General features: G+C 46.4%; 26 protein-coding genes. 19 read left to right on the top strand and 7 right to left on the bottom strand.

All coding sequences use genetic code 11. The annotated features are described in order from the left end of the window. The first annotated feature begins 1 nt into the window (after position 1). The 4 genes from QWY22_RS10185 (at position 2) to QWY22_RS10170 (ending at position 5,143) form a co-directional block, all read left to right on the top strand. Entirely contained in the window at positions 2 to 832 is an 831-nt protein-coding gene (locus QWY22_RS10185; protein WP_300980772.1) for a carbohydrate ABC transporter permease, read from the top strand. 158 nt (positions 833 to 990) lie between these two features. Then, positions 991 to 1,989, top strand: coding sequence for an HNH endonuclease (locus tag QWY22_RS10180; protein ID WP_300980771.1), 999 nt, complete (start codon positions 991 to 993; stop codon positions 1,987 to 1,989). 88 nt (positions 1,990 to 2,077) lie between these two features. After that, positions 2,078 to 4,105: a Na+/H+ antiporter gene (locus QWY22_RS10175; RefSeq protein ID WP_300980770.1), complete on the top strand. Its 2,028-nt coding sequence runs from the start codon at positions 2,078 to 2,080 to the stop codon at positions 4,103 to 4,105. Between the two features lie 141 nt (positions 4,106 to 4,246). Beyond that, complete coding sequence (locus QWY22_RS10170; protein ID WP_300980769.1) at positions 4,247 to 5,143, top strand: proline iminopeptidase-family hydrolase; 897 nt, start codon at positions 4,247 to 4,249, stop codon at positions 5,141 to 5,143. A 64-nt stretch (positions 5,144 to 5,207) separates the two neighbouring features. On the opposite strand, the gene QWY22_RS10165 is transcribed toward QWY22_RS10170, so the two are convergent. Together QWY22_RS10165 and QWY22_RS10160 are read right to left on the bottom strand one after the other, a co-directional pair. Next, positions 5,208 to 6,158 (bottom strand): arylamine N-acetyltransferase family protein, encoded by a 951-nt coding sequence (locus QWY22_RS10165; RefSeq protein WP_300980768.1) that lies wholly within the window; start codon positions 6,156 to 6,158, stop codon positions 5,208 to 5,210. Then, positions 6,130 to 7,791 carry a DUF2207 domain-containing protein gene (locus tag QWY22_RS10160; protein ID WP_300984375.1) on the bottom strand — a complete coding sequence of 554 codons (1,662 nt, stop codon included), beginning with the start codon at positions 7,789 to 7,791 and terminating at the stop codon, positions 6,130 to 6,132. The genes QWY22_RS10165 and QWY22_RS10160 overlap by 29 nt, the downstream gene beginning before the upstream one ends. A gap of 398 nt (positions 7,792 to 8,189) precedes the next feature. On the opposite strand from QWY22_RS10160, the gene QWY22_RS10155 reads away from it, so the two are divergent. Then, complete coding sequence (locus tag QWY22_RS10155) at positions 8,190 to 8,555, top strand: GNAT family N-acetyltransferase (protein ID WP_300980767.1); 366 nt, start codon at positions 8,190 to 8,192, stop codon at positions 8,553 to 8,555. After that, positions 8,552 to 9,004: a DUF1259 domain-containing protein gene (locus QWY22_RS10150; RefSeq protein WP_300980766.1), complete on the top strand. Its 453-nt coding sequence runs from the start codon at positions 8,552 to 8,554 to the stop codon at positions 9,002 to 9,004. The genes QWY22_RS10155 and QWY22_RS10150 overlap by 4 nt, the downstream gene beginning before the upstream one ends. Before the next feature lie 71 nt (positions 9,005 to 9,075). Here the strand turns inward: QWY22_RS10150 and QWY22_RS10145 are convergent, their stop codons facing one another. Continuing rightward, the gene (locus tag QWY22_RS10145) at positions 9,076 to 9,477 is read right to left on the bottom strand and encodes a DUF2512 family protein (protein WP_300980765.1); all 402 of its coding nucleotides are present in this window, start codon (positions 9,475 to 9,477) and stop codon (positions 9,076 to 9,078) included. Between the two features lie 228 nt (positions 9,478 to 9,705). On the opposite strand from QWY22_RS10145, the gene QWY22_RS10140 reads away from it, so the two are divergent. Further along, positions 9,706 to 10,281, top strand: coding sequence for a divergent PAP2 family protein (locus QWY22_RS10140; RefSeq protein WP_300984374.1), 576 nt, complete (start codon positions 9,706 to 9,708; stop codon positions 10,279 to 10,281). Positions 10,282 to 10,302: 21 nt separating this feature from the next. Here the strand turns inward: QWY22_RS10140 and QWY22_RS10135 are convergent, their stop codons facing one another. Together QWY22_RS10135 and QWY22_RS10130 are read right to left on the bottom strand one after the other, a co-directional pair. Continuing rightward, on the bottom strand, positions 10,303 to 10,878 hold the full coding sequence (locus QWY22_RS10135) for a TVP38/TMEM64 family protein (RefSeq protein WP_300980764.1): 576 nt from the start codon (positions 10,876 to 10,878) through the stop codon (positions 10,303 to 10,305). 128 nt (positions 10,879 to 11,006) lie between these two features. After that, on the bottom strand, positions 11,007 to 11,522 hold the full coding sequence (locus QWY22_RS10130; RefSeq protein ID WP_300980762.1) for a GNAT family N-acetyltransferase: 516 nt from the start codon (positions 11,520 to 11,522) through the stop codon (positions 11,007 to 11,009). 184 nt (positions 11,523 to 11,706) lie between these two features. On the opposite strand from QWY22_RS10130, the gene QWY22_RS10125 reads away from it, so the two are divergent. From QWY22_RS10125 to QWY22_RS10110, 4 genes are all read left to right on the top strand, one after another. After that, on the top strand, positions 11,707 to 12,408 hold the full coding sequence (locus tag QWY22_RS10125) for a GDSL-type esterase/lipase family protein (RefSeq protein WP_300980761.1): 702 nt from the start codon (positions 11,707 to 11,709) through the stop codon (positions 12,406 to 12,408). 262 nt (positions 12,409 to 12,670) lie between these two features. Further along, positions 12,671 to 14,101, top strand: a complete 1,431-nt coding sequence (locus QWY22_RS10120) for a carbon starvation CstA family protein (protein WP_300980760.1) — start codon at positions 12,671 to 12,673, stop codon at positions 14,099 to 14,101. A 250-nt stretch (positions 14,102 to 14,351) separates the two neighbouring features. Beyond that, positions 14,352 to 15,755 (top strand): FAD-binding oxidoreductase, encoded by a 1,404-nt coding sequence (locus tag QWY22_RS10115; protein ID WP_300980759.1) that lies wholly within the window; start codon positions 14,352 to 14,354, stop codon positions 15,753 to 15,755. Next, positions 15,752 to 16,747, top strand: a complete 996-nt coding sequence (locus QWY22_RS10110) for a bile acid:sodium symporter family protein (protein ID WP_300980758.1) — start codon at positions 15,752 to 15,754, stop codon at positions 16,745 to 16,747. The genes QWY22_RS10115 and QWY22_RS10110 overlap by 4 nt, the downstream gene beginning before the upstream one ends. A 47-nt stretch (positions 16,748 to 16,794) precedes the next feature. Here the strand turns inward: QWY22_RS10110 and QWY22_RS10105 are convergent, their stop codons facing one another. Together QWY22_RS10105 and QWY22_RS10100 are read right to left on the bottom strand one after the other, a co-directional pair. Next, positions 16,795 to 17,130, bottom strand: coding sequence for a hypothetical protein (locus tag QWY22_RS10105; protein WP_300980757.1), 336 nt, complete (start codon positions 17,128 to 17,130; stop codon positions 16,795 to 16,797). Between the two features lie 64 nt (positions 17,131 to 17,194). Continuing rightward, the gene (locus QWY22_RS10100; protein WP_300980756.1) at positions 17,195 to 18,049 is read right to left on the bottom strand and encodes an NAD(P)H-hydrate dehydratase; all 855 of its coding nucleotides are present in this window, start codon (positions 18,047 to 18,049) and stop codon (positions 17,195 to 17,197) included. 174 nt (positions 18,050 to 18,223) lie between these two features. Here QWY22_RS10100 and QWY22_RS10095 point away from each other — a divergent pair, with 174 nt between their 5' ends. The 8 genes from QWY22_RS10095 (at position 18,224) to QWY22_RS10060 (ending at position 24,711) form a co-directional block, all read left to right on the top strand. Then, the gene (locus QWY22_RS10095; protein WP_300980755.1) at positions 18,224 to 18,967 is read left to right on the top strand and encodes a ZIP family metal transporter; all 744 of its coding nucleotides are present in this window, start codon (positions 18,224 to 18,226) and stop codon (positions 18,965 to 18,967) included. A 130-nt stretch (positions 18,968 to 19,097) separates the two neighbouring features. After that, positions 19,098 to 20,057, top strand: coding sequence for an MBL fold metallo-hydrolase (locus QWY22_RS10090; RefSeq protein ID WP_300980754.1), 960 nt, complete (start codon positions 19,098 to 19,100; stop codon positions 20,055 to 20,057). Positions 20,058 to 20,129: 72 nt separating this feature from the next. Beyond that, positions 20,130 to 20,495 carry a nuclear transport factor 2 family protein gene (locus tag QWY22_RS10085; protein ID WP_300980752.1) on the top strand — a complete coding sequence of 122 codons (366 nt, stop codon included), beginning with the start codon at positions 20,130 to 20,132 and terminating at the stop codon, positions 20,493 to 20,495. 169 nt (positions 20,496 to 20,664) lie between these two features. Then, complete coding sequence (locus QWY22_RS10080; RefSeq protein WP_300980751.1) at positions 20,665 to 21,648, top strand: nucleoside hydrolase; 984 nt, start codon at positions 20,665 to 20,667, stop codon at positions 21,646 to 21,648. After that, on the top strand, positions 21,645 to 22,247 hold the full coding sequence (locus QWY22_RS10075; protein WP_036804689.1) for an ECF transporter S component: 603 nt from the start codon (positions 21,645 to 21,647) through the stop codon (positions 22,245 to 22,247). Before QWY22_RS10080 ends, QWY22_RS10075 begins: the two co-directional genes overlap by 4 nt. 55 nt (positions 22,248 to 22,302) lie before the next feature. After that, positions 22,303 to 23,058 carry an energy-coupling factor transporter transmembrane component T gene (locus QWY22_RS10070; RefSeq protein WP_300980750.1) on the top strand — a complete coding sequence of 252 codons (756 nt, stop codon included), beginning with the start codon at positions 22,303 to 22,305 and terminating at the stop codon, positions 23,056 to 23,058. Next, positions 23,043 to 23,906, top strand: a complete 864-nt coding sequence (locus tag QWY22_RS10065) for an energy-coupling factor ABC transporter ATP-binding protein (protein WP_300980749.1) — start codon at positions 23,043 to 23,045, stop codon at positions 23,904 to 23,906. The genes QWY22_RS10070 and QWY22_RS10065 overlap by 16 nt, the downstream gene beginning before the upstream one ends. Beyond that, complete coding sequence (locus QWY22_RS10060) at positions 23,899 to 24,711, top strand: energy-coupling factor ABC transporter ATP-binding protein (protein WP_300980748.1); 813 nt, start codon at positions 23,899 to 23,901, stop codon at positions 24,709 to 24,711. The genes QWY22_RS10065 and QWY22_RS10060 overlap by 8 nt, the downstream gene beginning before the upstream one ends. Positions 24,712 to 24,755: the final 44 nt, after the last annotated feature.

Genomic DNA, 24,755 nt, shown 5'->3' with positions numbered 1-24,755 from the left:
CATGAAGAAATCATTGAAAAAAAATGTTTTCATTTTGGTTATCGCGACAGTATTGGCCATCATCTTTTTGCTGCCATTGATATTCATGCTCTTCACTTCATTTAAGGCATTAAGCGAAGCGATGTCTTCATCTGCTTTGCTGCCTAAACAATGGACGCTGGAGAACTACAGCAGCAACTTTGGCATTGCAGCCGATGTGCCGGTCATCCGCTGGCTAATGAATACCGGTATTGTGACGATAGCAGGTACGGCATTGGTTGTTTTTGTCGATGTGCTGGCCGCATATGCTTTGGCCAGATTGAATTTGCCCGGGAAAAAAATCTTCTTCACCATGGTCGTAGCGGCATTAACGATTCCTGGAATCGTTACGCTGTTCCCAATGTTCTACATATTCCGGGAGTTAAATTTGATCAATACGTTTGCGCCGCTCATCTTAATTTATTCCGCAAATACGATGGGCGTATTTCTGGTTTACAGTTTCTTAAAAGGATTCCCGAAAGACCTGGAGGAAGCGGCCGTCATTGACGGTGCCTCACTTTGGCAGATTCTTCGGTTTGTCATTTTCCCGGCAATCCGCCCAGTGGTGGCCACGCTTGCGGTTTTGACTTTCCTGACGATTTACAACGACTTTTTGTGGCCTTCTGTCGTGACAAGCGCCGACGAAATGAAAACCGTGACAGTGGGTGTTGCCAATCTGGTCCAAGGAGCCAACTTTGTTAACCCGGGCCGTATGATGGCAGCGACTGTAGTGGCGACTTTGCCGGCATTGATCATTTTTGTAGCGGCCAACCGCTACTTCGTTCGCAGCGTCATCAGTTCAGGAATAAAATAATGCTTTGGAATGCGGGCACCTTCTATATGGTGTCCGCATTTTTTTGTGTATCCGGCATTCCTCAAGGTAAACTTCTAAACGCGGAGCCGGGAATTGGGTTATGATTAAGATAAGGAACAATCAGGATGAAAGAAAGAGCCGTTTAGGAGGAAATACAGTTGAACAGTTTTATTGTCATGCAAGGAGAAACCTATCAGGAAGAAAAGAGAATGGGGCTCTTATGGACGCCCCAACACGACAAATCGGGAATGGTGCCGCATTCTTACCGGCGAATGGAAGAAATTAAAAAAGGGGACCGGATTTTCCATTATGTGAAGGGCTTTATCGTCGCCATCAGTGTCGCAAAGGAACATTGCCGGACAGGCAGCAAGTCCAGTTTGTTGAACACCGCAGCAGACGAAGACGAAAAAATCTTTGCTGTGTCCGCGGAATACCATGAGTTGGAAAATCCCTTGAATATGGGTACATACATAACCGAGCTGAACAGCATGCTGCCGGTAAAATATTCGGCGTTCCAGGAAGACGGGACCGGCAATCCGGGGTACTTATATCCGTGCAACGAAGAACTCGCGATTAAGCTGTTGGAAGGCATCAGCATGCTGAATGTGTATGCACCGGAGGCAGAGCAGCTGGAACTTGCGATGGAAGTGGTCCGGACAACAGAACACAACCCGCTTGTGTCGCTCATTGCCGAAACCATTTTGGAAGCAAAAACGAAAATGCGGCGCGGCGAACAGCAATTCGAGAAGCGTTTGTCACGTCTTTGGAATAAATCATGCCCGTTATGCGGCATGGATCTGGAGCCGGTTTTAAAAGCGACGTATGCCAAGCCATGGAAAGACAGTTCCGATCCGGAACGGCTGGATCCTTATAACGGTGTACTGTTATGCAGCAACCACAATGCGATGTATGTGGCCGGCTTGATTTCGTTTAATGCCAATGGCAAATTGCAGATTGCGAAAAAAATCCCTGCAGAAAAATACTCCGATTACGGATTGAACGAGAAAGCGAAGATTCCGGTTTATCCGGAAAACGGCGTTTATTTTAAATGGCACAGAAAAAATCTGTTCGCCGATAAAAGAACCCGGTCCATTTCGTTGAAAAAAGAGCTGGTTGCTGCTGAAAACAAAACGAACGAAAAGCAGCAGGGAGAATAAAAGTCAAAATTAATCGTCCATGCGGTGAAACTGTTATCTTTGGGGTATATAAGAATTACACAAAACCCTTAGAGAACGGAGAGCCTGCATGGACATTTTAATGACGATTTTGCTGCTGATTACGGCCTTGCTGATTTCAAATATTGTTGGCCATTATACCCCTTTCATTCCAACAGCCTTAATTCAAGTGGCGTTAGGCGTCCTCATCGTTTTCCTATTCGAAGACATTTCATTTGATATTGAAACCGAATGGTTTTTGCTTTTATTCATCGCGCCTCTTTTATACAACGATGGCCGCCATTTTCCGAGGGAAGAATTATGGCGGATGAGAGGGCCAATCCTGGGCAATGCGGTTTTGCTGGTGCTGATTACTACAGTCGCCGGCGGCTTTTTTATCCACTGGATGATCGATGAAATCCCGCTTGCAGCTGCATTCGCCTTGGCGGCGATTTTATCTCCGACAGATCCGGTAGCGGTCAATGGGATCGCGCAGCGCATTCATATTCCTCAAAAAGTACTGAACTTGGTTAGAGGAGAATCCCTGATAAACGACGCATCGGGACTGGTTGCGTTTAACTACGCGGTAACAGCAGTGGTCACCGGCTACTTCTCGTTATCTGAAGCGGCGCTCGACTTTTCCTATAAATTTGCCGCGGGCGCAGTCCTAGGCTTGGTATTGGGATTCTTAGTCATCTGGATCCGTTATGTCATCCGCCAGCAAGGCATCAACGATGTGACTTTTCTGTCGCTACTTCACATCATGACGCCTTTTCTGGTGTTTATCATCACAGAGGATCTGTTGCATGCGTCCGGCGTAATCGCGGTTGTAGTAGCGGGCATTGTCCATTCACTGGTGCGGGAACGGACAGAAACATTGGTGGCAGAAGAGCAGATGTTGGCTGAAAACATTTGGACCATCATTTTGTTTGTGTTGAATGGCATTGTTTTTCTCCTGTTAGGCTTAAACATTCCATCTTCGATGAGCGGAGTGCTGGAAAATCCCAATATCAACGAATGGGCACTGCTCGGCTACGTTTTTGCGATCGGGTTTGTCATTCTTGGCATCCGATTTATCTGGGGCTATTTGTTCTCTGTTTACGAATACCGTTACGGCAAAATGGAAAACGTGTCCAAGCCGAGTTTAAAGACAACCTTATTCGTCAGCTTAACGGGCGTGCGGGGAACCGTTACAATGGTCGGGGTATTGTCTATTCCTTTCTTGACGGAAAGCGGCGAAGATTTTCCAAACCGGCCGCTCATTATCTTCTTAGCCGCAGGTACGATCTTGTTCACGCTCATTGCCGCTACCATCCTGCTGCCACTGCTCAGCAGAGGAAGCATGGAAGAAGGCGAGCAATCCGATTACCTGGATACAGAAGAAGCAAGACGAAGAATTTTGCTGGCTTCCATCAAGCAAATCAAATCAGAAATGACCGAAGAAAATGAAGTGGCTGCCTATGAATTGATGGATGAGTACAAGATTCGGCTGCAGCAGACATTCAATGAAGATTCTATGATGGACAGCACGAAAAGATATCGGCGCAAGCTGAAAGAACTGCGGCTATTAGCATTGGAGGAAGAAAGAAAATACATTGAAAAAGTCCGTTCAAATGGCATGGATTCCGAAGTGTACGAAGCCTTTCAAAAATCGTTAAACCGGCGGGAAGAGGCCATCAAGCATAATCTGCGGTCACTGAGCGTACACCTCCGCGGAAAGTTGATCCGTGCCTGGAGGCGATTCAGGGGACAGTATTTAAAAGACGAAGAAACCCGCTTGGTCCAGCTTCAAATCGGCAAAGAAATTCAATTGAAAGCACTGCTGGCTGCCCGTGAATTTTTAGAGGAAATTGAAAAAAAGGTTGACCATAAAGAACTCACAGATGCAGTCATCTCTGATTACAATCAAATGATCAGTGGGCTGCAGCGCCCGGAATCGCAATTTAATGAACAATTTGAACTTCAAAAAGAAGAACTGCGCATTATCGTCATGGATACGGGGCGGGCAGAAATTGCCCGGCTGTATTCTGAAGGGGATATCACCCGAGAACAGGCCAGGGAGCTCAGAAGATTTGTCAATTACATTGAAAGCATTACGCTAATGGAGCGCGGAGATTAATACTGTTTATGCCAAAAGGCTAAGTTGCTTCGTCAAGAAGCGGCTTAGCCTTTTTAGGTTAAAAAACTTCTTGTCATTTATTTGGAATAATCAGATAATAATAATGGAAAATAAAATACAGTTTGGATGCGAGGAGGAGCCATGGAAAAGCAAACAAACATCATTCGGTTGGCAAATGGCTATCATGTATGGACCCGAAAAGTTGGAGAAAGTCCGATTAAAGTTCTTTTGCTGCATGGTGGGCCGGGATTGACACATGAGTATTTGGAGAATTTTCAGGATTACTTGCTGCCGGAAGGGATTGAGATTTATTTTTATGACCAGTTGGGTTCCTACTTTTCAGATCAGCCGGATGAACCCGAATTGTGGACAATTGAACGGTTTTGCGATGAAGTGGAGGAAGTAAGAATAGGTTTGGGTTTAGATGATTTTTATCTTTACGGCCATTCCTGGGGAGGCATGCTGGCGATTGAATATGCGTTGAAGTATGGAGAATCGCTGAAAGGCTTAATTATTTCAAATACAACTGCCAGCATGAAGTCGTGGGATAAGCATTTGCTTGAACTCCGTAATTCGTTGCCTGCAGAAGTAATCGAACGGATGGAAGTTTTAGAACAGCTTGGAAAAACGGATGCAGAAGAATATCTTGAGCTGTACTGGAATTTCTTCGGTAAAAAATACGTTTGCAGGATGGAAAGCATGTCGGAAGCAGTGGTGCGTTCAGAAGCACGGATAAATGAACAAATCACTGAAATTCTACTGGGAACTGCAGCTTTTAAAGTGGAGGGGTTATTAGAAGATTGGGACCGTTGGGATGCGCTTCAGAAGATTTATATTCCTTCTTTAGTGATAACAGGGCGATTTGACATGATGAGGGCAGCAGAGATGGAAGAAATGGCGAGGCTGCTTCCCATGTCGAGATCAGCGATTTGTGAAAACGGCAGCCATTTAACAATGTGGGATGAACCGGAAAGCTACTTCCAGCACCTTATCACTTTTTTGAAAGACGTAGAAGGTGGAAGCTTTGATTCAGAATAATTAAAAAGGCCGGAGTCAAAGATGCTGTGAAGCGCTTTTGACTCCGGCTTAACCTATAGTAAATTCAATTTTTTAACGCGATGCCGAATTCCTGTTCCAGCACTTTCATTTTTTCTTCCGGCGATAAATCCGTCCGTTCTTTTTTGCCGTTTTGGGTCCGGGTCAGTTGATGATCGGATAAAGTGACACGGCCCTCCGACGTGGCTTTTGTCACTAGGTCGTCGTGCGTAAACGGTGAATCTTTGGAAACTTGGTTGAAAACACAACCTTCATGGAAATCAGCCAATTGCTTCTCCTCCAGGCTAAAACGGTAAAGCGTTCGTTCTTGGCCGTCATTTTCCCGGACCAAATCGTAAAACTTCTCATCTACTTGATTGATGCTGTAAGTTCCGCTATGGTCCGTATGCCGTTCTCCGCCAAGCGGAATCGGGCTGACGGTTGAATCGCCAAATCCGGCATCCACTAAGTAAGGCACATCCAGGTTGACCAAAATGGCGGCGTGCGTATCCGCCTTTGACCAAGTGCCGTCCGGTTTCTGGACAGTCGCGGAAATCATCTTGGCGTCAAATCCCAGTTCCTGGAGCAGCCAGTGAAACAGCCCGTTGATTTCATAGCAGTAGCCGCCGCGTTTCTGGTTGACGATTTTCTCGTATATGTTTTCAAGGTTCAAATAGATGGGAACCTCGCGAATGACATCCAAATTTTCAAAAGGGACGTTCTGCATGTGAAGCGACTGCAGACGCGCCAAATCCTGCAAATAACATTCTTCGACCGGATAAGCGTTGAATCTTTTCAAATATGCGATTGTATCCATACTCCATACCCATTCCTTTCTATCTCTGTCTTCCTTAATAGTAGCATGGCCCGAACCGTTGAACACGGAATTTGAATCTGCCTGCACCACAATATTTAACTGCTTCTTGCCGATAAAAACCGCCCGCTTCTGTTGATAAGCGGGCGGTTTAAAGTAAATGAATAGAAGAAGACTAAAAAGCGCCAGATCCTCCGCCGGCATCGCCAACACCACCATCAGCAAAAGTGGAGCCGTCCGCTTCTGCAATCGTATTGGAGCTGGCTGCCATAAAAATCCCTGTGAGGAGCAAGGTATTCAAGTAAAAGCCGTCTTGGTCCAGCTGATTTGCCCGGTTGTCAGAAAGTGCCAGAACCGCAGAAGGTCTGTTAATAGGAGTGGTTTCGCATCCAAGATTAAACGCATAAACCCGCATCCACTCATTCTGTGATAATTGCTCCCAGTGTTCAGCCGGCATTTTCTTCAGAGCTTTGCCGAGGCGTTTCCATTGTGCTTTGATTCGCCGGCCTCTTGCTGCTAGCGGCATATAAAATACAGCAAAAAGAAGCGCGGCCAGAGCGGAAAAACCGAAAAATGCCATCTCCATGTACAGGTCGTATCTGGCGGTGTAGAAGGCTAACGCAGCGAATGCGGTGCATAACCCGACAGAAAGCCAACGAATTCCGGAATGATTTTCGTAAAGGTTTTTTTGTCTTACTTCTTGGGCAACTTGTTCATTCCAGTCACTAAGAGAATCATTATATGGTATATGGTTTGTTTTATTTTTTGTATAGGTTTCTATATCGCTTAACTGAAACTGTGTTCCATCGCCTATTTGCTCAAACAGCAGTTTGATTAAAGTCAATTCGTGTAGCAGCTCGGTTTTTCGGCTTACCAATTCATACTGGTCCTCGCTATGCTGTTGAACAAGCCCTTTGCGGACCAGTTCCACCAAGGCAGCGGCAAGTGCATTGGGGCCAAGGAACGGGGACTTTGTAAAATAGATAGCTGCCGGAATGCTCAGTTCGTCGTCCGGCACAAACGCTCCAGTATCCTGGGCGTTGAAGTCTTGCAGGGCGCGTCTTCTTTTCCGAAATGCTAAGCCGAAAAGAAAAGCAATCATGAAAGCGGCAACTGGAAGGGCCGCCAAACCCACAATGTTTGCTGTCTGCTGATTTTTTTCGAATGCAGCTTGCTGGATAGCGAGGCGGTTCCGGTCGTTTATCAAATCATTTTTTACTGCGCCGGGCTTTAAATCGGCGGCAGGGAAGAGTTCAGGAGCGTAGATCACCCGGATATCGCCGTTTGCACCTGCTGGTACATCGCCAAGAGTGAAAGTGACACTGCCATCTTTAGATAGTAAAGCTGTGCCATAAGCTTCCTCGTAGCCAAGATACTCGACTTCTTGGGCAGCAGCGGGCGGGGAGACGGTGATGTCTAGGTCTTGGTAGGTTTTTACGTTGCGGTCATCGAAAAACGGCCAGAAAAATTGCGCACCGTCTTCAAATTTTTCAACCGCATTCGATATGGTGTACGACAGTTGGATGGTGATTGTCTCATCGCCGCCCGTGCGATGAATTTTATAAAGATCGCCGTACTGCTCCACTTCTAACTTTTTTGCACCTTCGGAAGCGCTGAATCCAGTGACGGCGGTTCCGGCTTTCGGTTTGATTTGACGGGTGATGCCATTAAAATCACCATCAAATTCATAGGTGTAGCGCTCGGTAACGAAAGCATTGCCCTCCCTGTCCAGCTCGGCTTGAATGTCTGCGTTGTTAATGCCGAAGTCGACTGCAAAAACTTCGGCGGGCACCAGCAGCAAGAAGAATGAAAAAAACGCCAGCATTTTTCTTTCCATCTCAATCACCTCTTTGTCCGGAATGCGAAGCAAAAGAAAAAATTGAAGAAATTAAAGCTATACGCCTTTCTTTAAAGCCGCTTAAAAAAAGATATTTTTTGATAAATAACGGAATACACTTTACAAAATTTACAAATTTTCACTTTTGTAAAATAACGTAGGTATTTCATCCCTTTAATATTGACGGAATTTTTAGTAATATATAGGATGTCAACTAAATTATAATCCTTTTAGTGCGTTTTATGTTGATTTAATTTACTGAAAATTAGGTTTGTTCGATAAATTTTACTAGTAATAAAACCGGCCATATTTTTCTTGATTTCTGAAGCATACACTTGGACACATTGTGCAGGGAAAGTATAAAGCAGATCGGATTTGTGGAAAAGAGGGGTTCAGGAATGTTAATCAGATATAAAAAATCTTGCGAAAAGATTGCCATGGGTTTGCTTTCATTCATGCCTTTGGAAAGAAACATTAAAAAATTGAGACAGACCATGCAAGATTACGAAGAGAACCCGGCCTGCCAGTTATTCATGTGGAAGAAAGGAGAAGACTTTATTGGCATGATTGGAATACAAACAAACGGCCCGGTCTTCACCGTGCGCCATATATCGGTTATGCCTTCTTATCGAGGAGAAGGGGTTGGGCAAACCATGCTGGAAAAGATCCAGGAACAGATGGAACCTTTGGAAATGCATGCCTTAGAAGAAACCAGGCCTTTCATTGACGTTTATAAAGAAAAGAGAAAAGCTTTCGATCGATGAAAGCTTTAAAAGAAGGGATGAACCATATGCAGTTAGCTGAAACAGCAATGGAAAGGGTAAGCGCCTTATTGGATGCAGAAGTAGAATCGATTGGCGGAACACATGCCGTAAAAAAGAGCCGCACGCTTTATATTTGCAATGAGAAACTTTGCTTTGCCTGCACATTGGAATTGGATATTTCCATCAAACAATTGCGGCCCGACGGAAAGGCCCTCAATTTTGCAGAGATTCTCTTGCTCCCGGAAGAAGTTGAAGCGTTTACTTCGGCTTTAGTGGAAAATAAGATTCCATTGCCGACTTCGTTCCGCCAATGGACAGTGGTAAATCCCCATATTGTTGCAGTGAATTTGGAAACGCTGGAACCGCCTGAACATTTTGCCGGCCGCTTGGCTGCAGCTTTAGAGCTGGTGGAGCCAAAGGAAGGACTTTTGGATTTTAAAACTTCTTAATGCTCCTATAAAAAGGCCGGAATTTTTATCCGGCCTTTTTGCATGTTGTTTTTCGCTAGAGTTCAATTAATTCAAGCAGTAGTTGTAGTGCGGCTTTTTCTGTCGCGGAATACCCGGCTATCCAAATATTGATGGAAAAACCATTCGCCGCCACCGATAAACAAGCCGGAGATAATTGCAGGAGTAATGACATCAGTGCCGCTGCCGACCAGGGCTTCCCCTATAAGCCAAATGACCAGGATGGCTACAGCCACATCGGCGATGGTAGCAATGGAGTTGCGGGTCGCCTGTTCAGAACGCTTTCCGCTGCTGCGGAAAATCAGCAGATCGCCCATGGCATAAGCGATGAAGGTCAAAGCCAAACTGATTAATAATGTATCCGCAAATGAAACCTCGAAAAATCCAGTTAATATGATCAACAGTACAGCGGCAATCATGACGAACTTAATGGCTAAGGCGATGAGATGCTTCATTTAACTCTCCTCCTTTTTTTGTATTCATTGACCGTTTACCCCATAAGGATAATAAATAAAGATGTTTTTAATAATTTTTTTTGATATTTTTGCTATAGAAAAAGGATAGGCCCTTTTTCATCTTTTTGGCATAAATAAAGGGAAGTTAGGGTAATAAAAAGAAATAGAACTTAAAATGAAAAGCAGGCTTTTGATTGAGATGCAGAGTGGAGGACGATGGATATGGAAATCAAGCAAATGAACAGAGGTATTGCAACCTCATTGTCAGCAATTGGAATAGCACAGGCTTTAAAAATATTCACCCATAAAAAAGTAACCGGGAAATGGGATTTGAAACAGGCATTTACAACAGGTGGCATGCCAAGTTCCCACTCAGCCGGCGTTTCTGCCCTTGCTTCATACGTAGCGGCGAACAAAGGAACTGGCCATACTGAAACCGCATTGGCTGTCGTGTTTGGAACAATCGTCATGTATGATGCTCAAGGAATCCGCCGCCACACCGGTGAAATTGCACATCTTGTAAATGATTTGGAAGACAGTTTTGTTTCCTTGTCCGGCGATTTTCCAAGTCTTGAATTTGAAAAACGTGAAAAAGAACTGAAAGAGATTCTTGGGCATCAGCCGATCGAAGTGCTTGGAGGGGCTGTTTTCGGCGTCTTATTCGGACTGATTTCCGCGCAGATTGAAAATGACGAGCGGCGCCGAAATCGGCGTATTAACCGCAAAAATGCTTCTAAAGTTCAATTCAACTCGAACGAAGTTTACATCCCAGCCAAAAGACGGGATATTAAGAATAGAAGATAAGATAAAAAGCGTGCCTGTCACTCAGGCACGCTTTTTTGAATTGCCGACAGTTGAAGCCAGCCGGACTTTATTCATCTTCCCGACAATCACATAAACTCCGATCAGAACGGCGAAAAAGAATACGGTCATATACCAGGGGAGCTCGGTAATGGCTTCGCCGAAAGCCGTATAAATGACAGCGGGCAAGATCAGCCCTAGCATGGAGTAATACATGTATTCTTTGCGGCTTTGGGTCATTTCCATTAAATACAGGGAAAGCAAATGGAAATGTACAAAAGGCATGATGCGCAAAATCATCACTTGGCCAACTGAGATTTTGCGGTTGGCGAACATTTTGTTTTTTAGTTCAGTCATCTTCTTTTTGAACTTTGGAAACTTATTGACGAGAATATACGAAACGAGGCTCATTAGCGTAAGGCCAATAAAAGACAGGAGGGCCCCTTTAAAAAATCCGAAAAGCACGCCGCCAATGACACAAACCAAGACGACCGGCAAAAAAAGAAGCGGCCGCAATAAATGCAAAAGCACAAAAAGAAGAGGGGCAAACCATCCAAATCCGGCAATGAAATTCTCCAATGTATATTCGAATTGTTCCATTTTCTCTCTCCGCTCTTTAACTCTTCTTAATTCTGTAGAATAAGCCAGCGGCTAAAAAAAAGCAAGAATAGGGCTTGGCAATGGGAAGGAAACCATATAAGGCAGCTGAAATTTGCTATAGCGCCCGTTTAGCCGACTTTTTTTACCCAAACCATATGCGGCTTTCCGGGGCCCCAGTAGTTCTCCAGAAGCCGGCTCGGTTCGCCTAATTTGGATAGCCAGTATTGTTGGGAACTCGTAAAACCGGCGTCTAAATAAAACTTCTGTTTGCCAATCGCTTTCAGTTCCCGGCAGGCTTGTTGAAACAAAAAGTCACCGATTCCGGACCGCTGGTGTTCAGGATGCACATACACGCAAGCAACTTCCAGTTCTCCGGGTTGCACATCAACCATCGAGTTCAACATTTTGCCTGGTGTCTGAAGGGCGATGGTTCCCAGCAATTTTTTCTCTTTTTCGGCAACAAAGAACCGGTTTACCGGGTCCACTATACTTTTTTGCGCGGCTTGGTTCAGCCTGTCAACTTCTTCTGTCCATAAAACCCCATCGTCGTTAAATCTTTCGCGCTTCAGCAAATCCTTCAAGCATTCCTGAAACAATGCATCCACTTTTTCTAAGTCACTATCCAAAAGGGTTCTGAACTTCATGTAACGCCTCTTTTCTTTTTAAATTGTCCAGCTGGATCCACTGGTTTGTTTACCCTTTCTCTAACTGGGAAAGGCAATTGAAAACACCATATTTGTGAGGATCCTGCAAGCATGAGAAGCGAACAAAAACCTATTTTATGGTAAAATTAAATGGTAACTAAGCAAGAAAGGGACGTGTTGCCATTTGGAAAAAAGTGCACAAAAGGGCGCACCTCTAACAGAAGCGCCACTTGCAAATTTGCAGCAACAGAAAAATCTATTTCATATAAATCATATTGTCATTTTAGGTGATTCGGTCGCATATGGCTATGGCACAAAGGGCGGTATTTCCAAATATTTAAAAGAAAGCTTCCTGCACAGCAAAATTACCAATCTCGGCATCAATGGTTTAACGAGCAACGGTATGGTCGAGCGGCTGCGCTCCGGTGTTTGGGACAAAGTGATCGCAACAGCGGATCTGGTGTTGATTAATATCGGCGGCAATGACTTGCTTCATGGATTTAGGGGGCAGGGAGCTAAAGGCCTGGTCCGCCAATTCACAGTAATTAAACGGACGTTCCGCCAAAACTTGCTCGAAACGTACCGCCATCTGCGTGGACTGAATGAAAACATAATTATCGTGCAGAACAATTTGTATAACTCCATGAAAAAAGAAGTGCAGTATTTTGGATTTACGGACTTGCTTTTGCGGTTATGGAACTCGGCTATTGGAGAAAAAGGCGTTATCGTGTCAAAAACCGATTTAATGGGCAAAAACCCTGAGATTTGGCTGGACTCCATTCATCCGAATGACGAAGGCTATAAACTGATGCACGAATTATTGATGAAGACTTTATCATCGACAGGGTTTATTTATCATCCAACGGAAAACAACCAACATTCTTAACGGCTTCTCAGCTTGTTCAACCTGATGGAAATTGTCCGTTTTATTCTTAATTATTATGGAAGAGATACCCGGCTGCAAATAACGCAGCCGGGTTTTTCTTTTTGGAAATTGGATGAAACTCTTCAATAGATTGACTATTTAAAATCTTGCTTATACAATTAAAAAAGGCTTTTTTGACAAAAGCTGAAAAAGTGAAAGGAGTTAAAACAAACGAAAGTACAGGAAGCAATTAAAAAATCTGGAAAAGGGGTGCGCATTCGCAATGATAACTTTTTTTGTTTCGATTATCATATTGGTTATAGCTTATTTTACATACGGAAAATTTATTGAAAAAATGTTCGATCCGGCTGAAACAAGAAAAACACCAGCATACGCCAATCAGGACGGCGTCGATTTCGTCCCAATGAACAAGCACAAGAACGCATTGATCCAATTACTGAATATTGCAGGAACCGGCCCGATTTTCGGGCCAATTATGGGCGCATTGTACGGCCCGGTCGCATTTCTGTGGATTGTCATTGGATCTATTTTTGCCGGGGCTGTCCATGACTATTTGACAGGCATGATTTCCATCCGCAACAAAGGCGCCCATATTCCGGAACTTGCCGGCAAATTTTTAGGGGCGGTATCAAGACACATTGTAAACGTATTTGCCTTGCTGCTTCTGCTGTTGGTGGGTACTGTATTTGTCACTACACCGGCATCTTTATTAGCCATTTTGCTGGACGGAAAAGTAGCATTGGGCATCATCATCGCAGTCATTTTTGCTTATTATTTCTTATCGACCATTTTGCCGATCGACAAAATCATTGGCAGAATGTATCCGTATTTTGGAGCGATTCTGCTGGTTGGAACTCTTGGAGTGGGGATTGCACTCGTATTCTCGGACTATACGATTCCAGAATTGAATTTGACGAACATGCACCCGGCTGATTTGCCGATCTTCCCGATGCTGTTCTTTACAATCACATGCGGGGCTTTATCGGGCTTCCATGCGACCCAGTCGCCGATCATTTCCAGAACGGTGCAAAAAGAATCGCAAGGACGTTATATTTTCTATGGCATGATGATTGCTGAAGCGATTATCGCGATGATTTGGGCAGCGGCTTCGATGAGTATTTTCGATGGCCAGACGCTGAGCGGCATCATCAATTCGGGTACACCGTCTGCAGTGGTCAACGAAGTGTCGATGACCTTATTGGGTGCAGTGGGCGGCACCATTGCGGTTCTCGGTGCCATTGTCTTGCCGATCACTTCAGGAGATACGGCATTCCGCGCAGCGCGTTCGATTATAGCGGACTATATCAAACTTGATCAGCAAAAAATCATGAAACGCTTGGTCATTGCGGTTCCGTTGTTTGCCATTTCGGTCCTCTTGACGCAAATTGATTTCAACTTGCTGTGGCGATATTTCTCTTGGGCAAACCAGGCGACTGCTGCAATCGCTTTATGGATCGGTACGATGTACTTGTACATCCAAGGAAAAAACTACTTGGTTTCCATGGCACCGGCCATCTTCATTACGTACATGGTGTTCGTCTACATTTTGAACCAGAAAATCGGTTTCAATCTTGACTTGAACATTTCGTTCATCATCGGTTTTGTTTTGACAATCATTATTGTCGCGATGTTCTATGCGAAAGCCAGAAAGAACCGGGAAGAAGATGTGGAAACTGCCGTAGCAGTCGATTAAAGAAACAGGTAATAGTTTACGTAAGTGAAAGCGGGCTCATTGAGTCCGCTTTTTATATTGACTTTTTAGATTGGGATAAGCTCTATTTAAATCTTAAAAGTGAAAAATGTTATTTTAATATCAAATTCCATTGAACTATTCAGACAATTATGTATAATTAACTCTATTGGTTGCACTGAAAAGACGAATTATTTTAAATTTTAGTTCTTTTAAGTGCTGCAAAACGTTATACATTAAGGAGCGATTAATCATGACTGAACAGACCATCACCATCGTCATCGAAGCTTTAAAAGCGGCGTTGACTGAAGAACAGGTTACGATCAATGAAACCGTGAGAGAACTGCATGGCAGAGACGAATCTTATCACGGCCTGCAATTGCCGGACATCGTCGTTTTTCCTGAAACAGCCGAACAAGTCAGCGCTATTATGAAAATCTCGAACCAATTTCACATTCCGGTGATACCGTTTGGATTGGGATCCAGTCTCGAAGGGCATGTCATCCCGACCGAAGGCGGAATCACCATCGATTTTTCCTTGATGAATAAAGTGCTTGAAATCATGGGGAATGATTTTCTCGTGAAGGTGCAGCCTGGCGTAACACGCTTGCAGCTAAACAAGGAATTGAAAAAATACGGATTGTTCTTCAGTGTAGACCCAGGAGCAGATGCCACAATCGGCGGGATGGTCGCCACAAATGCGAGCGGCACAACATCGGTCAAATACGGCGTTATGCGTGACCAGATCCGTGACTTGGAAGTCGTTCTGGCAGACGGAATGGTGATCCATACCGGAAACTTGGCAGCCAAGTCGTCGTCCGGCCTTCATTTGAACGGCCTTTTTACCGGTTCCGAAGGGACACTCGGCTGCTTTACCGAAATTACACTGCGCGTCTACGGTATCCCGGAGCACGTTTCAGCAGCACGGGCTTGCTTCCCATCGGTCAATGATGCAGTGGAAGCGGTGGTGTCCATTTTGCAGGCTGGCATTCCGGTAGCGCGTGTCGAACTTGTTGATGAACCGTCGATTCGCCAAGCAAATCTTTACAGTGAAACCGACTATCAAGAAAAACCGACGCTGTTTTTGGAATTCCACGGCAACGAAGCGGGACTGAAGCAAGATGTGGAATTCATGAAAGACATTGTGGAAGGCCATGGCTGCTCGGAAATTCAGTTTGAAACCGATACTGCGAGCCGCAATAAACTGTGGGAAGCGCGCCATAATCTGGCATACGCATTCATTCACGGCTATCCCGGCAAGAAAATGATGGTGACGGATGTCTGCCTGCCGATTTCAGAACTGGCAGGGGCAGTGGCTCATGCACGAGAACACCTCGAAAGCTTAGGCCTGATCGGCGGAATTGTCGGCCATGTCGGCGACGGCAATTTCCATGTGCTGCTGATGATGGATTTGGATAATCCGGAAGAAACGGCGAAAGCGGCTGATTTCAACGAACGCATCGTGTTATATGCGCTAGAGCGCGGCGGTACCTGCACAGGTGAACACGGAGTGGGCATCGGCAAACAGAAATACCAGCAGCAGGAACACGGGGATGCACTGCTGGTAATGGAAAAAATCAAGCAGGCGCTGGATCCTCACAATCTCCTGAATCCGAATAAAAACGTCAAAGCAGCTGAGAAGGGAGTTCATCTATGAAATTTCTTGAATCGTTAAGTACATTTGCCGGCAAATATTTTGCCGTTTGGGTCATCGCCATTGCGGTCATTGCCTTTTTGATTCCCGAACCGTTTCTCGGGTTCGGCAGCTATATCACCATCTTGCTCGGCATTGTCATGTTCGGCATGGGGCTGACCTTGAAGCCCGTCGATTTCAAAATCGTCTTGATGCGACCAATGCCGGTCATTATCGGAGTAGCAGCCCAGTTTATCATCATGCCACTGGTCGCTTTTACGATTGCTTATCTCCTGAAATTGCCGCCTGAACTGGCAGCCGGCCTGGTCCTGTTGGGCTGTGTTCCCGGGGGGACAGCTTCAAATGTAATGGTCTACTTAGCAAAAGGGAATCTGGCGCTGTCCGTTGCAATGACCTCGCTTTCGACTTTGCTGGCACCAGTCATGACGCCGCTCCTTTTATTGCTTCTGGCCGGACAATGGCTGCCGGTGGATCCGGTCTCGATGTTCATGTCGATTGTCCAAGTAATCATCATTCCGATCGCTTTGGGCCTGATTGTCCAAAAAGTTCTGCCAAAAGCCGTCGAAAAAAGTGTTACCGTTGTTCCGTTGATTTCCGTACTGGCGATTTTGATCATTGTGTCTGCAGTAACGGCAGCCAATGCGGCCAATGTCGTCAGTGCCGGTTTTATCGTTTTCGTAGCAGTCTTCCTGCATAATGGTTTTGGTTTGTTGTTGGGGTACCTGACAGCTAAAGCGATGGGCTTGAACGAAAATGACAGAAGAGCGATATCAATTGAAGTCGGAATGCAAAATTCAGGCCTCGGCGTAGCGCTTGCCACTGCACACTTCAGTCCGCTTGCGGCGCTGCCAAGTGTGTGGGGAGCGATTTGGCACAATATTTCCGGTCCGATTTTGGCTACCATTTGGTCGAAAAAACCGGCGGATCAAGAACAGACGGATGCTTTGCCGGCCGCAGAAAAAGTACCGGCGAAAGCGAAGCTTCAAAAATACTAAAGATTTTTAAAAGCCTGTCGGCCCGAAAAACGGGCGACAGGCTTTTTTTACTTTTTCATGATGGTTTCGATTTGTTCTTTGCCGCCAACTTTCTTTGTCGAAAATGAAATCACATCTCCTTTCTGGAGCACTTTGAAATCACCGTTAGCGTCTTCCGCTAATTCATACCTTTTATCTTTGCCGTCTATTTCAATTGTAAGAGCATTTTGTGAGCCATTGGCGAACCCTTTAAAAATCCCGTCACTTTGAGTCGTCAAATCGATGCCGGAGGCAGGGTCTACACGTTCGGTTTCCTGCACCATTTCATTTTCGGGCCGTTCGATACAAGCGGCAAGGCCGAATACCAAAATAGATACACTGCCTAACTTCAGCCATTTCTTCATCGCTTTACCGCCTCCTTAGTGGAATAGAAAAGCATTTAAATTCTGCCTGTTTAACAAGTAATAATCATTCTCTTTCCGCGCTTTTCCATACTTCCGGAAGAAGTCCGCTGATTTCATGGGCAAGCAGCGTATGGATTGAACGGGTTTCTGTCCATTTATCGGCACAGGCGCCGTGCAAAAACACCGCATTTAAAACCGCATGCTTCCAATCCTCATGGCAGCAAAGCATGCCAAGCAGCATCCCAGTCAACGTATCGCCGGTTCCGCCTTTGGCAAGTGCGGCATTGCCGGTAGGATTGGTCCAAGTTTCCCCGTCAGGAAAAGCGATGACCGTTTTGTCTCCTTTTAAAACAATGGCAACGCCCAGCTTTTTTGCGAACTTGGCTGCATAGAAGCTTCGTTTCGGCAGAAGCTCCTGCAGATCCACTCCCGTTATTCGGCTGAATTCTCCGGGATGAGGAGTTAATATGACAGGTGCAGGACGTTCCATATAATTTCGCTGCGATAATGCGCCGGCATCCAAAACTAAGGGGGAATGGCTATCAAGGATGTTTTCGATGGCTTGTTCTGTCAGCCGGTCAGGCAGAATGCCGGGGCCCATCGCAACAGCACGGTAAGGAGATAAATCCACTAGGCCGTCTGCGATTTTTTGCAGCCCGCTGCGGACATAGGTCGCTTCCGGCAAGGTAGACACCATCAGCGAAATCACTTCTGGTTCAGTGGCGATTTCAAGCTTGCCGATGCCTGACCGCATCGCGCCGAGCCCGGATAAAATGGCCGCTCCAGGCATGTCGCGGCTGCCGGCCACCAGCAAGCCGGTTCCGAACGTGCCTTTATGGCTGGCTTGATCTCTTTTTGGAAGGGTTTCTTTTACGTGCTTGATCGTCCACATGGATTCTGTTTGATGGGTATGCGCCATTCTTCTCAACTCCAGCCAAAATTATTTAGGAAAAAGCCAAAAAAGCGTTTCGCTATTTGCATACCCGCTTCCTTCCAGAATCTAACGGTTTGGCCGATTCATCTGCCTGCAGGGTTAACTTCTCGGATGACAGGGAATTATCTTAGCAATTGCGAAAAAGAAAGGATGATGGAAATGGCACAAGCGCTGTTATGGGGAGCAGTGGCAGGAGGAGCAAATTTGCTCGGCGCATTGATCGTGATGGCGTTTAATTTGCCTCAAAAACTGATTGGCTACATTATGGCGCTTGGTACAGGAGCGTTGATCGGGGCCGTGGCTTTTGAGCTGCTCGATGAAGCGATGGAAATCAGCGGATTGACCCAGATTGCACTAGGCTTTCTCGGGGGAGCTCTTGTTTTCACGATATTGGATATTCTCGTAACCCGGAAAGGCGGAATGCACCGGAAGCGGTCCGGCCACGGAAGTGATGCCCCGAGCAATTCAGAAGCAGGAGCCGGAATGGCAATTTTTATCGGAACCATCATGGATGCGATTCCAGAGACGGCGATGATCGGCCTTGGAATCGCGCAAGGCGGGGGCGTCGGCTATGCGTTGGTCGCAGCTGTCTTCATCAGCAATCTGCCTGAAGGCATTTCCAGTACGACCGGTTTGCAAAAAGGCGGCTACCATAAAAAGAAAGTGCTGTGGATGTGGGTGTTTGTGCTGGTTGCTTCCGCGCTTAGTTCACTCGCTGGCTATACGTTCCTGGAGAATGCCACGGAAGATCTCCAGGCGATACTCAGTGCGTTTGCCGCAGGCGGCATCATCGCCATGGTCGCTTCGACCATGATGCCGGAAGCCCATGAAAAAGGTGGTCCGATCGCCGGCTTTATTACAGCGGCCGGCATCTTTATCACGCTGCTGTTGCAGCAGATTTAAGGTAAAGCCTTTAAGAAGAGATTCTTAAAGGCTTTCACCATTTTGCCCATTCCTGATTGGGTATCTAAATCCAGGATTAAATGTTAGAATATTCAATATTATGATTAAGAAAAAAATAAGGGGGATGCACATGTACAAACAGCTGAACGAACGGATTTTCATTATCGACGGAATGGATCTGGGGTTAGAGGAACGCACCGGCACCTACGTGATTGCCGAAGAAGAACTGACGTTGATTGACACAAGTGCCAGCCCATCAGTGCCGTATATTAAGAAGGGGCTCGAAGAACTCGGATATCAACTCGACCAGGTCAAATACATAATTGTCACCCACATTCACCTGGACCATGCTGGAGGAGCCGGGCTTTTGCTGAAGGACTGCCCAAACGCCAAAATTGTGGTCCATCCGAAAGGGGCACGCCATCTGGCAAAACCGGAGCGCCTGATTGCCGGAGCGAAGCAAGTATACGGCGATAAATTTGATAAGTTATTTGAGCCGATTGTGCCGATTCCGGAAGAGCGGCTGCTCATAAAAGGCGAAGGCGGCCAATTGAAAATCGGTCCGTCCTGTACACTGGAATTTTGGGATACCCCGGGGCATGCCAACCATCATTTCGGAATTGTGGATCCCAGAAGCAATGGCATTTTTGCCGGCGATACGGTCGGCATCCGGTACGAACAGCTGGCAAAAGACGGAATTGATTTCTTTTTGCCGTCCACTTCACCCAACCAGTTTGATCCGCAAGCGATGAAACACGCCATTTCACGGATGCAGTCCCAGCATTTCAGCGCCATTTACTACGGCCATTTTGGCATGACGGAAAAAACGGATTTGGCGCTCCGCCAAGTATCGGAGTGGCTGGATATTTTCATGGCGGAAGCCGAAAAAACTTTTGCAAAAGGGCTTGGTCCGGATGAACTTGCAGGGCGCCTGCAAGAGCGCATCCAGAAGCACCTCCAGGGGCTGGGCGTGGGGGATGATCATGAAGTGTACAAAATCATTGAACTTGATTTGGAAGTCAGCGCCATGGGAATGGCTGACTATTTTTTAAAGCTGCAAAAGGCGGCAGCGCCCAGTGAAAAGCAGTGAATATGCAGGGTTCAAGTTCTTGTTTTCGGGTATTGATATAGAAAAATGATTTTCCGGGGAGGAAAAATACAGATGGCCAATGTCAACAGCGAAAAGTTTTTCAAGGAAATGAACGTAGCGTTTGTAATCGGGGATTTGGATTTTATCGAAAAACATATCGCAGACGATGTGGTATGGAAAATGGAAGGCGAAGAAACGATCGAAGGGAAACAGCAGTTTCTTGACTATGTCGGCAGCATGGACAGCGACCACGATGTGAAAGTCACCATCGACCATGTCCGGGCAGACGGGCTGCAGGCAACCGTTACCGGAAAAATGACCATTGATGACAAAAAAGGCTTAGTGAAATCTTACTCGTACCAAGACATTTACGAAATGGACCGGGAAGAAGCAGGGAAAATCGTCAGCTTGACTTCGACTACCAAGGAAGACAGTTGAAGGGACAAGAAAGAAGACTTCGGTCTTCTTTTTTTGTTTGGAGAAAAAACCAATAAATCGTCTGCTTATTGTGTTTGCGTGCAGGAATCCAACCGAAAAGAATCGAAATACCTTAAGACCTTTGAAGCTGGGATTTCAAGGGTTATGCAGAAAGGAATGGGGGAATTTGATGGCGATACCTGTAATGATCGACTGCGATCCGGGAATTGATGACGTGATGGCGCTGACATTGGCTTTCGCGCGTCCCGAATTGGATGTCAAACTGATCACGACAGAAGCGGGAAATCAAACGCAAGCAAAAACAGTGGCCAATGCTTTGGCGTTTGCCAGCTATTTAGGCCAGGACGTGGAAATCGCCCAAGGTTTGGACCGGCCGATGTTTAAAGCGCTGGAAATTGCGGCCGAGGTACACGGCGACAGCGGACTTGGGGATGTGGAGTTTCCAGAACCCGTGCTCAAATTAAGCAGCCGGACGGCCATTGAAGCGATGAAACAAGTATTGATGGCAAGCCCTGAACCGGTTGTCCTGATTGCCACGGGCCCGTTGACCAATGTCGGCGCATTGCTGTTTGCGCATCCGGAAGTGAAACCGAAGATAAAATTCATTTCGTATATGGGAGGCGCAGCAGTGGGCGGCAATATGACGCCGACGGCGGAATTTAATGTTTACGTGGATCCGCATGCCGCTGATTTGGTGTTTCGTTCTGGCGTTCCAATCGTGATGAGCGGCTTGGACGTAACACATAAAGCGTATGTGACGCTCGAAGAAGTGAAAGAGCTGGAAAGAACGGGTTCGGATTTTGCTTTAAAAGTGGCGGCAATGATGCGTTTTTATGTAAAACAGGCCAAACAGACCGCTTTCCATCCAAGGGATTTCGAAAAATGTATCCGCTTACATGATTTGTGCGCGGTCTCTTATGTCGTGACGCCGGAATTATTCGAAGGAGACGATTGCTGCGTTCAAATCGAGACGCAAGGGCGTTTGACTGCCGGGACGACGATAGTCGATTATGCACAGCGCTCCGGGAAAGCAGCGAACGCGAAAGTTCTGCATACGGTTGACCGCGAAAAATTCGTTGCCCAGTTTTTTGACGCCGTAGAAAAGATGGGCATGATTGCAATGACTCATTCGGAGAGGGGGAAAAAATCATGAAACGCAGTTTTAAGGACGACTTCAGTTTAATGGCAATGCTCTTGATTCCAATCGGGGTCGCCATCAATATCGTCGGTTTTCAATTGACGAATGTGCTGCGGCTGCCGATTTTTCTGGATACGATCGGCACGATTTTAGTAGGCGTCATTGCAGGGCCATGGGTGGCTTTATTAGCTGGACTTATCACCAATTTAATCAACGCCATTTTCAATCCGGTATATTTGCCGTATGCCTTAACCTCGATGGCAATTGGTGTTGGCGCTGGCCTTCTTTCCAAATTCGGATTTTTTAAAAACGTGCCCAAAACCATCATCTCGGGCATCGTCATCACTTTGATAGCGGTCGTCGTTTCCGCACCGATTACTGTTTTGGTATTTGGCGGCGCTACAGGGAATACCTCTTCGTTGATCACGGCTACTTTCCTGGCATCTGGGCAACAACTGTGGACGGCGGTATTTTCATCGAGCTTCATCGTTGAAATAGCCGATAAAGTGGTTTCTGTGCTGATCGTCTTTTTCATTGTCAAAGGCATGTCTGACCGCTATTTGTCAAAACTGAAATACGGCCATTTGTATATGAAACGCCGAAACCGCTCGTGATTCGATGCGTTCAACATCTATCGATTTTTCCTGAAGAAAGGGAGGGGCAAGAGCCATGAAACCGAATGCATTGCTTCAGCTTCACCCGATGACCAAATTTTATTTTTCGCTGTTTATTTTGGCGGTTGTCCTGATTGTTCCTGGCTATTGGTTTGCCTTTTCCGTATTTCTGGGATTAGTGGCCATCTCGTTGTTGGCCGGTGTTTTCAAGGAATTCATGGGCATTGTTGTGAAAGCATTGGTCAGCGTTCTCGTGATTGTCTTTCTGATGCAGATCTTTTTCTTCCCGGGCGAGCAAGTGTTGTGGCGATGGTGGATTTTTGAAATCAAACAAGAAGGCGTTTATTACGGACTCATCTTGACTTCCCGCATCTTGGCGATTGGTTCTGCATTTGTGCTGTTTTTCCGGATGACGGAAGTGCGCGATTTCGTGAAGTCGCTCGAAGACAAAGGGATGCCGCCAATGGGGGCGTATGTCGTATTGTCGACCCTTCAAATCATTCCGGAAATGCGCAGGCAAGCCAATACCATCATGGAAGCACAGAAAACAAGAGGGGTTGAAACGGAAGGGTCGCTCTTTGTGCGGGCGAAAGCATTTATTCCGACACTCACTCCGCTTATTTTGTCTTCCATTGCCGGAACGGAAGAACGCGCACTGACGCTCGAATCGCGCGCATTTTCAGCGCCGGTGAAGAAAACCAGTCTGCACAAATTGGCCAAAAGCCGCGCCGACCGGATATTGCCGATTTTATTTATTTTAATCATACTGGGCTTGCTTGTTTGGAGGGTAGTCTTATGGCAGACATCGTAATCGAGTTGCAAAACGTTTCGTACCGCTATCCGGTCAGCGATGATTATGTCCTGAAGGATGTTTCGTTCACCATTGAAAAAGGGAAATTCACCGCCATTATCGGCAACAACGCTTCCGGGAAAACAACGCTATGCAATGCCATCCGCGGGTTTATTCCCCATTTCTACAAAGGAGACCTGGAAGGGACTGTACGGGTGGGCGGAAAAGATACGCAGGATACGCAGCTTGGCCAAATGGCGGAGCAGGTTGGGTATGTGTTCCAAAATCCGTTTATCCAAGTGTCCGGCGTCAAAGACAATGTGTTTGAAGAAGTGGCCTACGGCTTAGAGAATCTCGGCGTGCCGGTTGACGAAATCCGGCTGCGGGTAGAGGAAATCCTGAAACTCGTGAACATTGCCCATCTCCGTGAGAAAAATCCGTTTGAATTGTCCGGCGGGCAACGGCAACGAGTCGCGCTTGCTTCCATTATCGTCATGGACCCGGATATCCTGGTCATTGATGAGCCGACTTCGCAGCTGGACCCCGTCGGCACTGAGCAGATATTCGATATTATCCGCTTGATGAAAGAGCGCGGCAAGACGATTGTACTGGTTGAACACAAAATGGATTTGATCGCAGAGTATGCAGACGACCTGCTGGTAATGAGCGAAGGGAAACTCGTCATGCAAGGGCCGGTGAAGGAGGTATTCGGAAATCCGGAATATGAACGCTACAACATTCAGTATCCGCATGTGACCGAAGTGGCGCTGCAGCTGCAAAAATCCGGCATGCCGCTTGCGTTTCTGCCGGTAAAAGACAGTGAATTGGCTCAAGCGCTGAATTTGAAAGGAGTGGGTGCCCGTGACTGATCTGATTCTGCAGAATGTCAGTTTTTCTTATCCGGACGGCACGAAAGCGCTCGAGGATTTTACACTGACGGTTAAGGCAGGAGAACGGGTGGCCATCGTCGGACAAAACGGCGCCGGCAAGACGACGGCCGTCAAATTAATGAATGGGCTATTAAAACCGGCAAGCGGAACGGTGCAAGTCGGGGATTGGGATACCACGAAATATACAACTGCCCAGGTCTCTCGAAAAGCCGGATACGTTTTCCAAAATCCAGATGACCAGATTTTTCATAACGATGTGGAGTCAGAAGTCCGGTTCGGCCCGAAAAACATGAAATTTGATAGCGAACGGGTTGATGAATTGACCCGGTGGGCAATGGATTTATGCGGCATCAGCGGTTTTGCGGAAGAAAATCCGTACAACCTGCCTTACTCCGAACGCAAATTTGTCACGATTGCATCGGTGCTTGCCATGGATTCCGACATTATCATTTTGGATGAGCCGACAGCCGGCCAGGACAAAGTCGGGTTGCTGACCCTCGGCCACCTGCTCGATGTGTTGGAACACAAGGGCAAGACGGTCATTACCATCACTCACGACATGGAATTTGTCACCGACTATTTCTCCCGGATTGTGGTGATGGCGAACCGCAAGTTAATTGCAGACGGTAAGGCGGAGGCTATTTTTTATAATAAAGAAGTGCTGGAAACCAGCATGCTGAAACCGCCGGCTGTTGCGCAAATGGCCAGTATGTTCCATTTTCCGCCTGGCATTCTTTCCAGACAGCAATTGGTGGCTGCCATTTTAAAACAAACAGCCACATAACAAAAGCCAAAGGAGCAATTGAGCTCCTTTGGCTTTTTGGCTTT

It is taken from the genome of Planococcus liqunii, from assembly GCF_030413595.1.
GTDB lineage: Bacteria > Bacillota > Bacilli > Bacillales_A > Planococcaceae > Planococcus > Planococcus liqunii.
The sequence above is the reverse complement of the archived record's forward strand: the minus strand, read 5'-3'. Positions and strand labels throughout refer to the sequence as shown.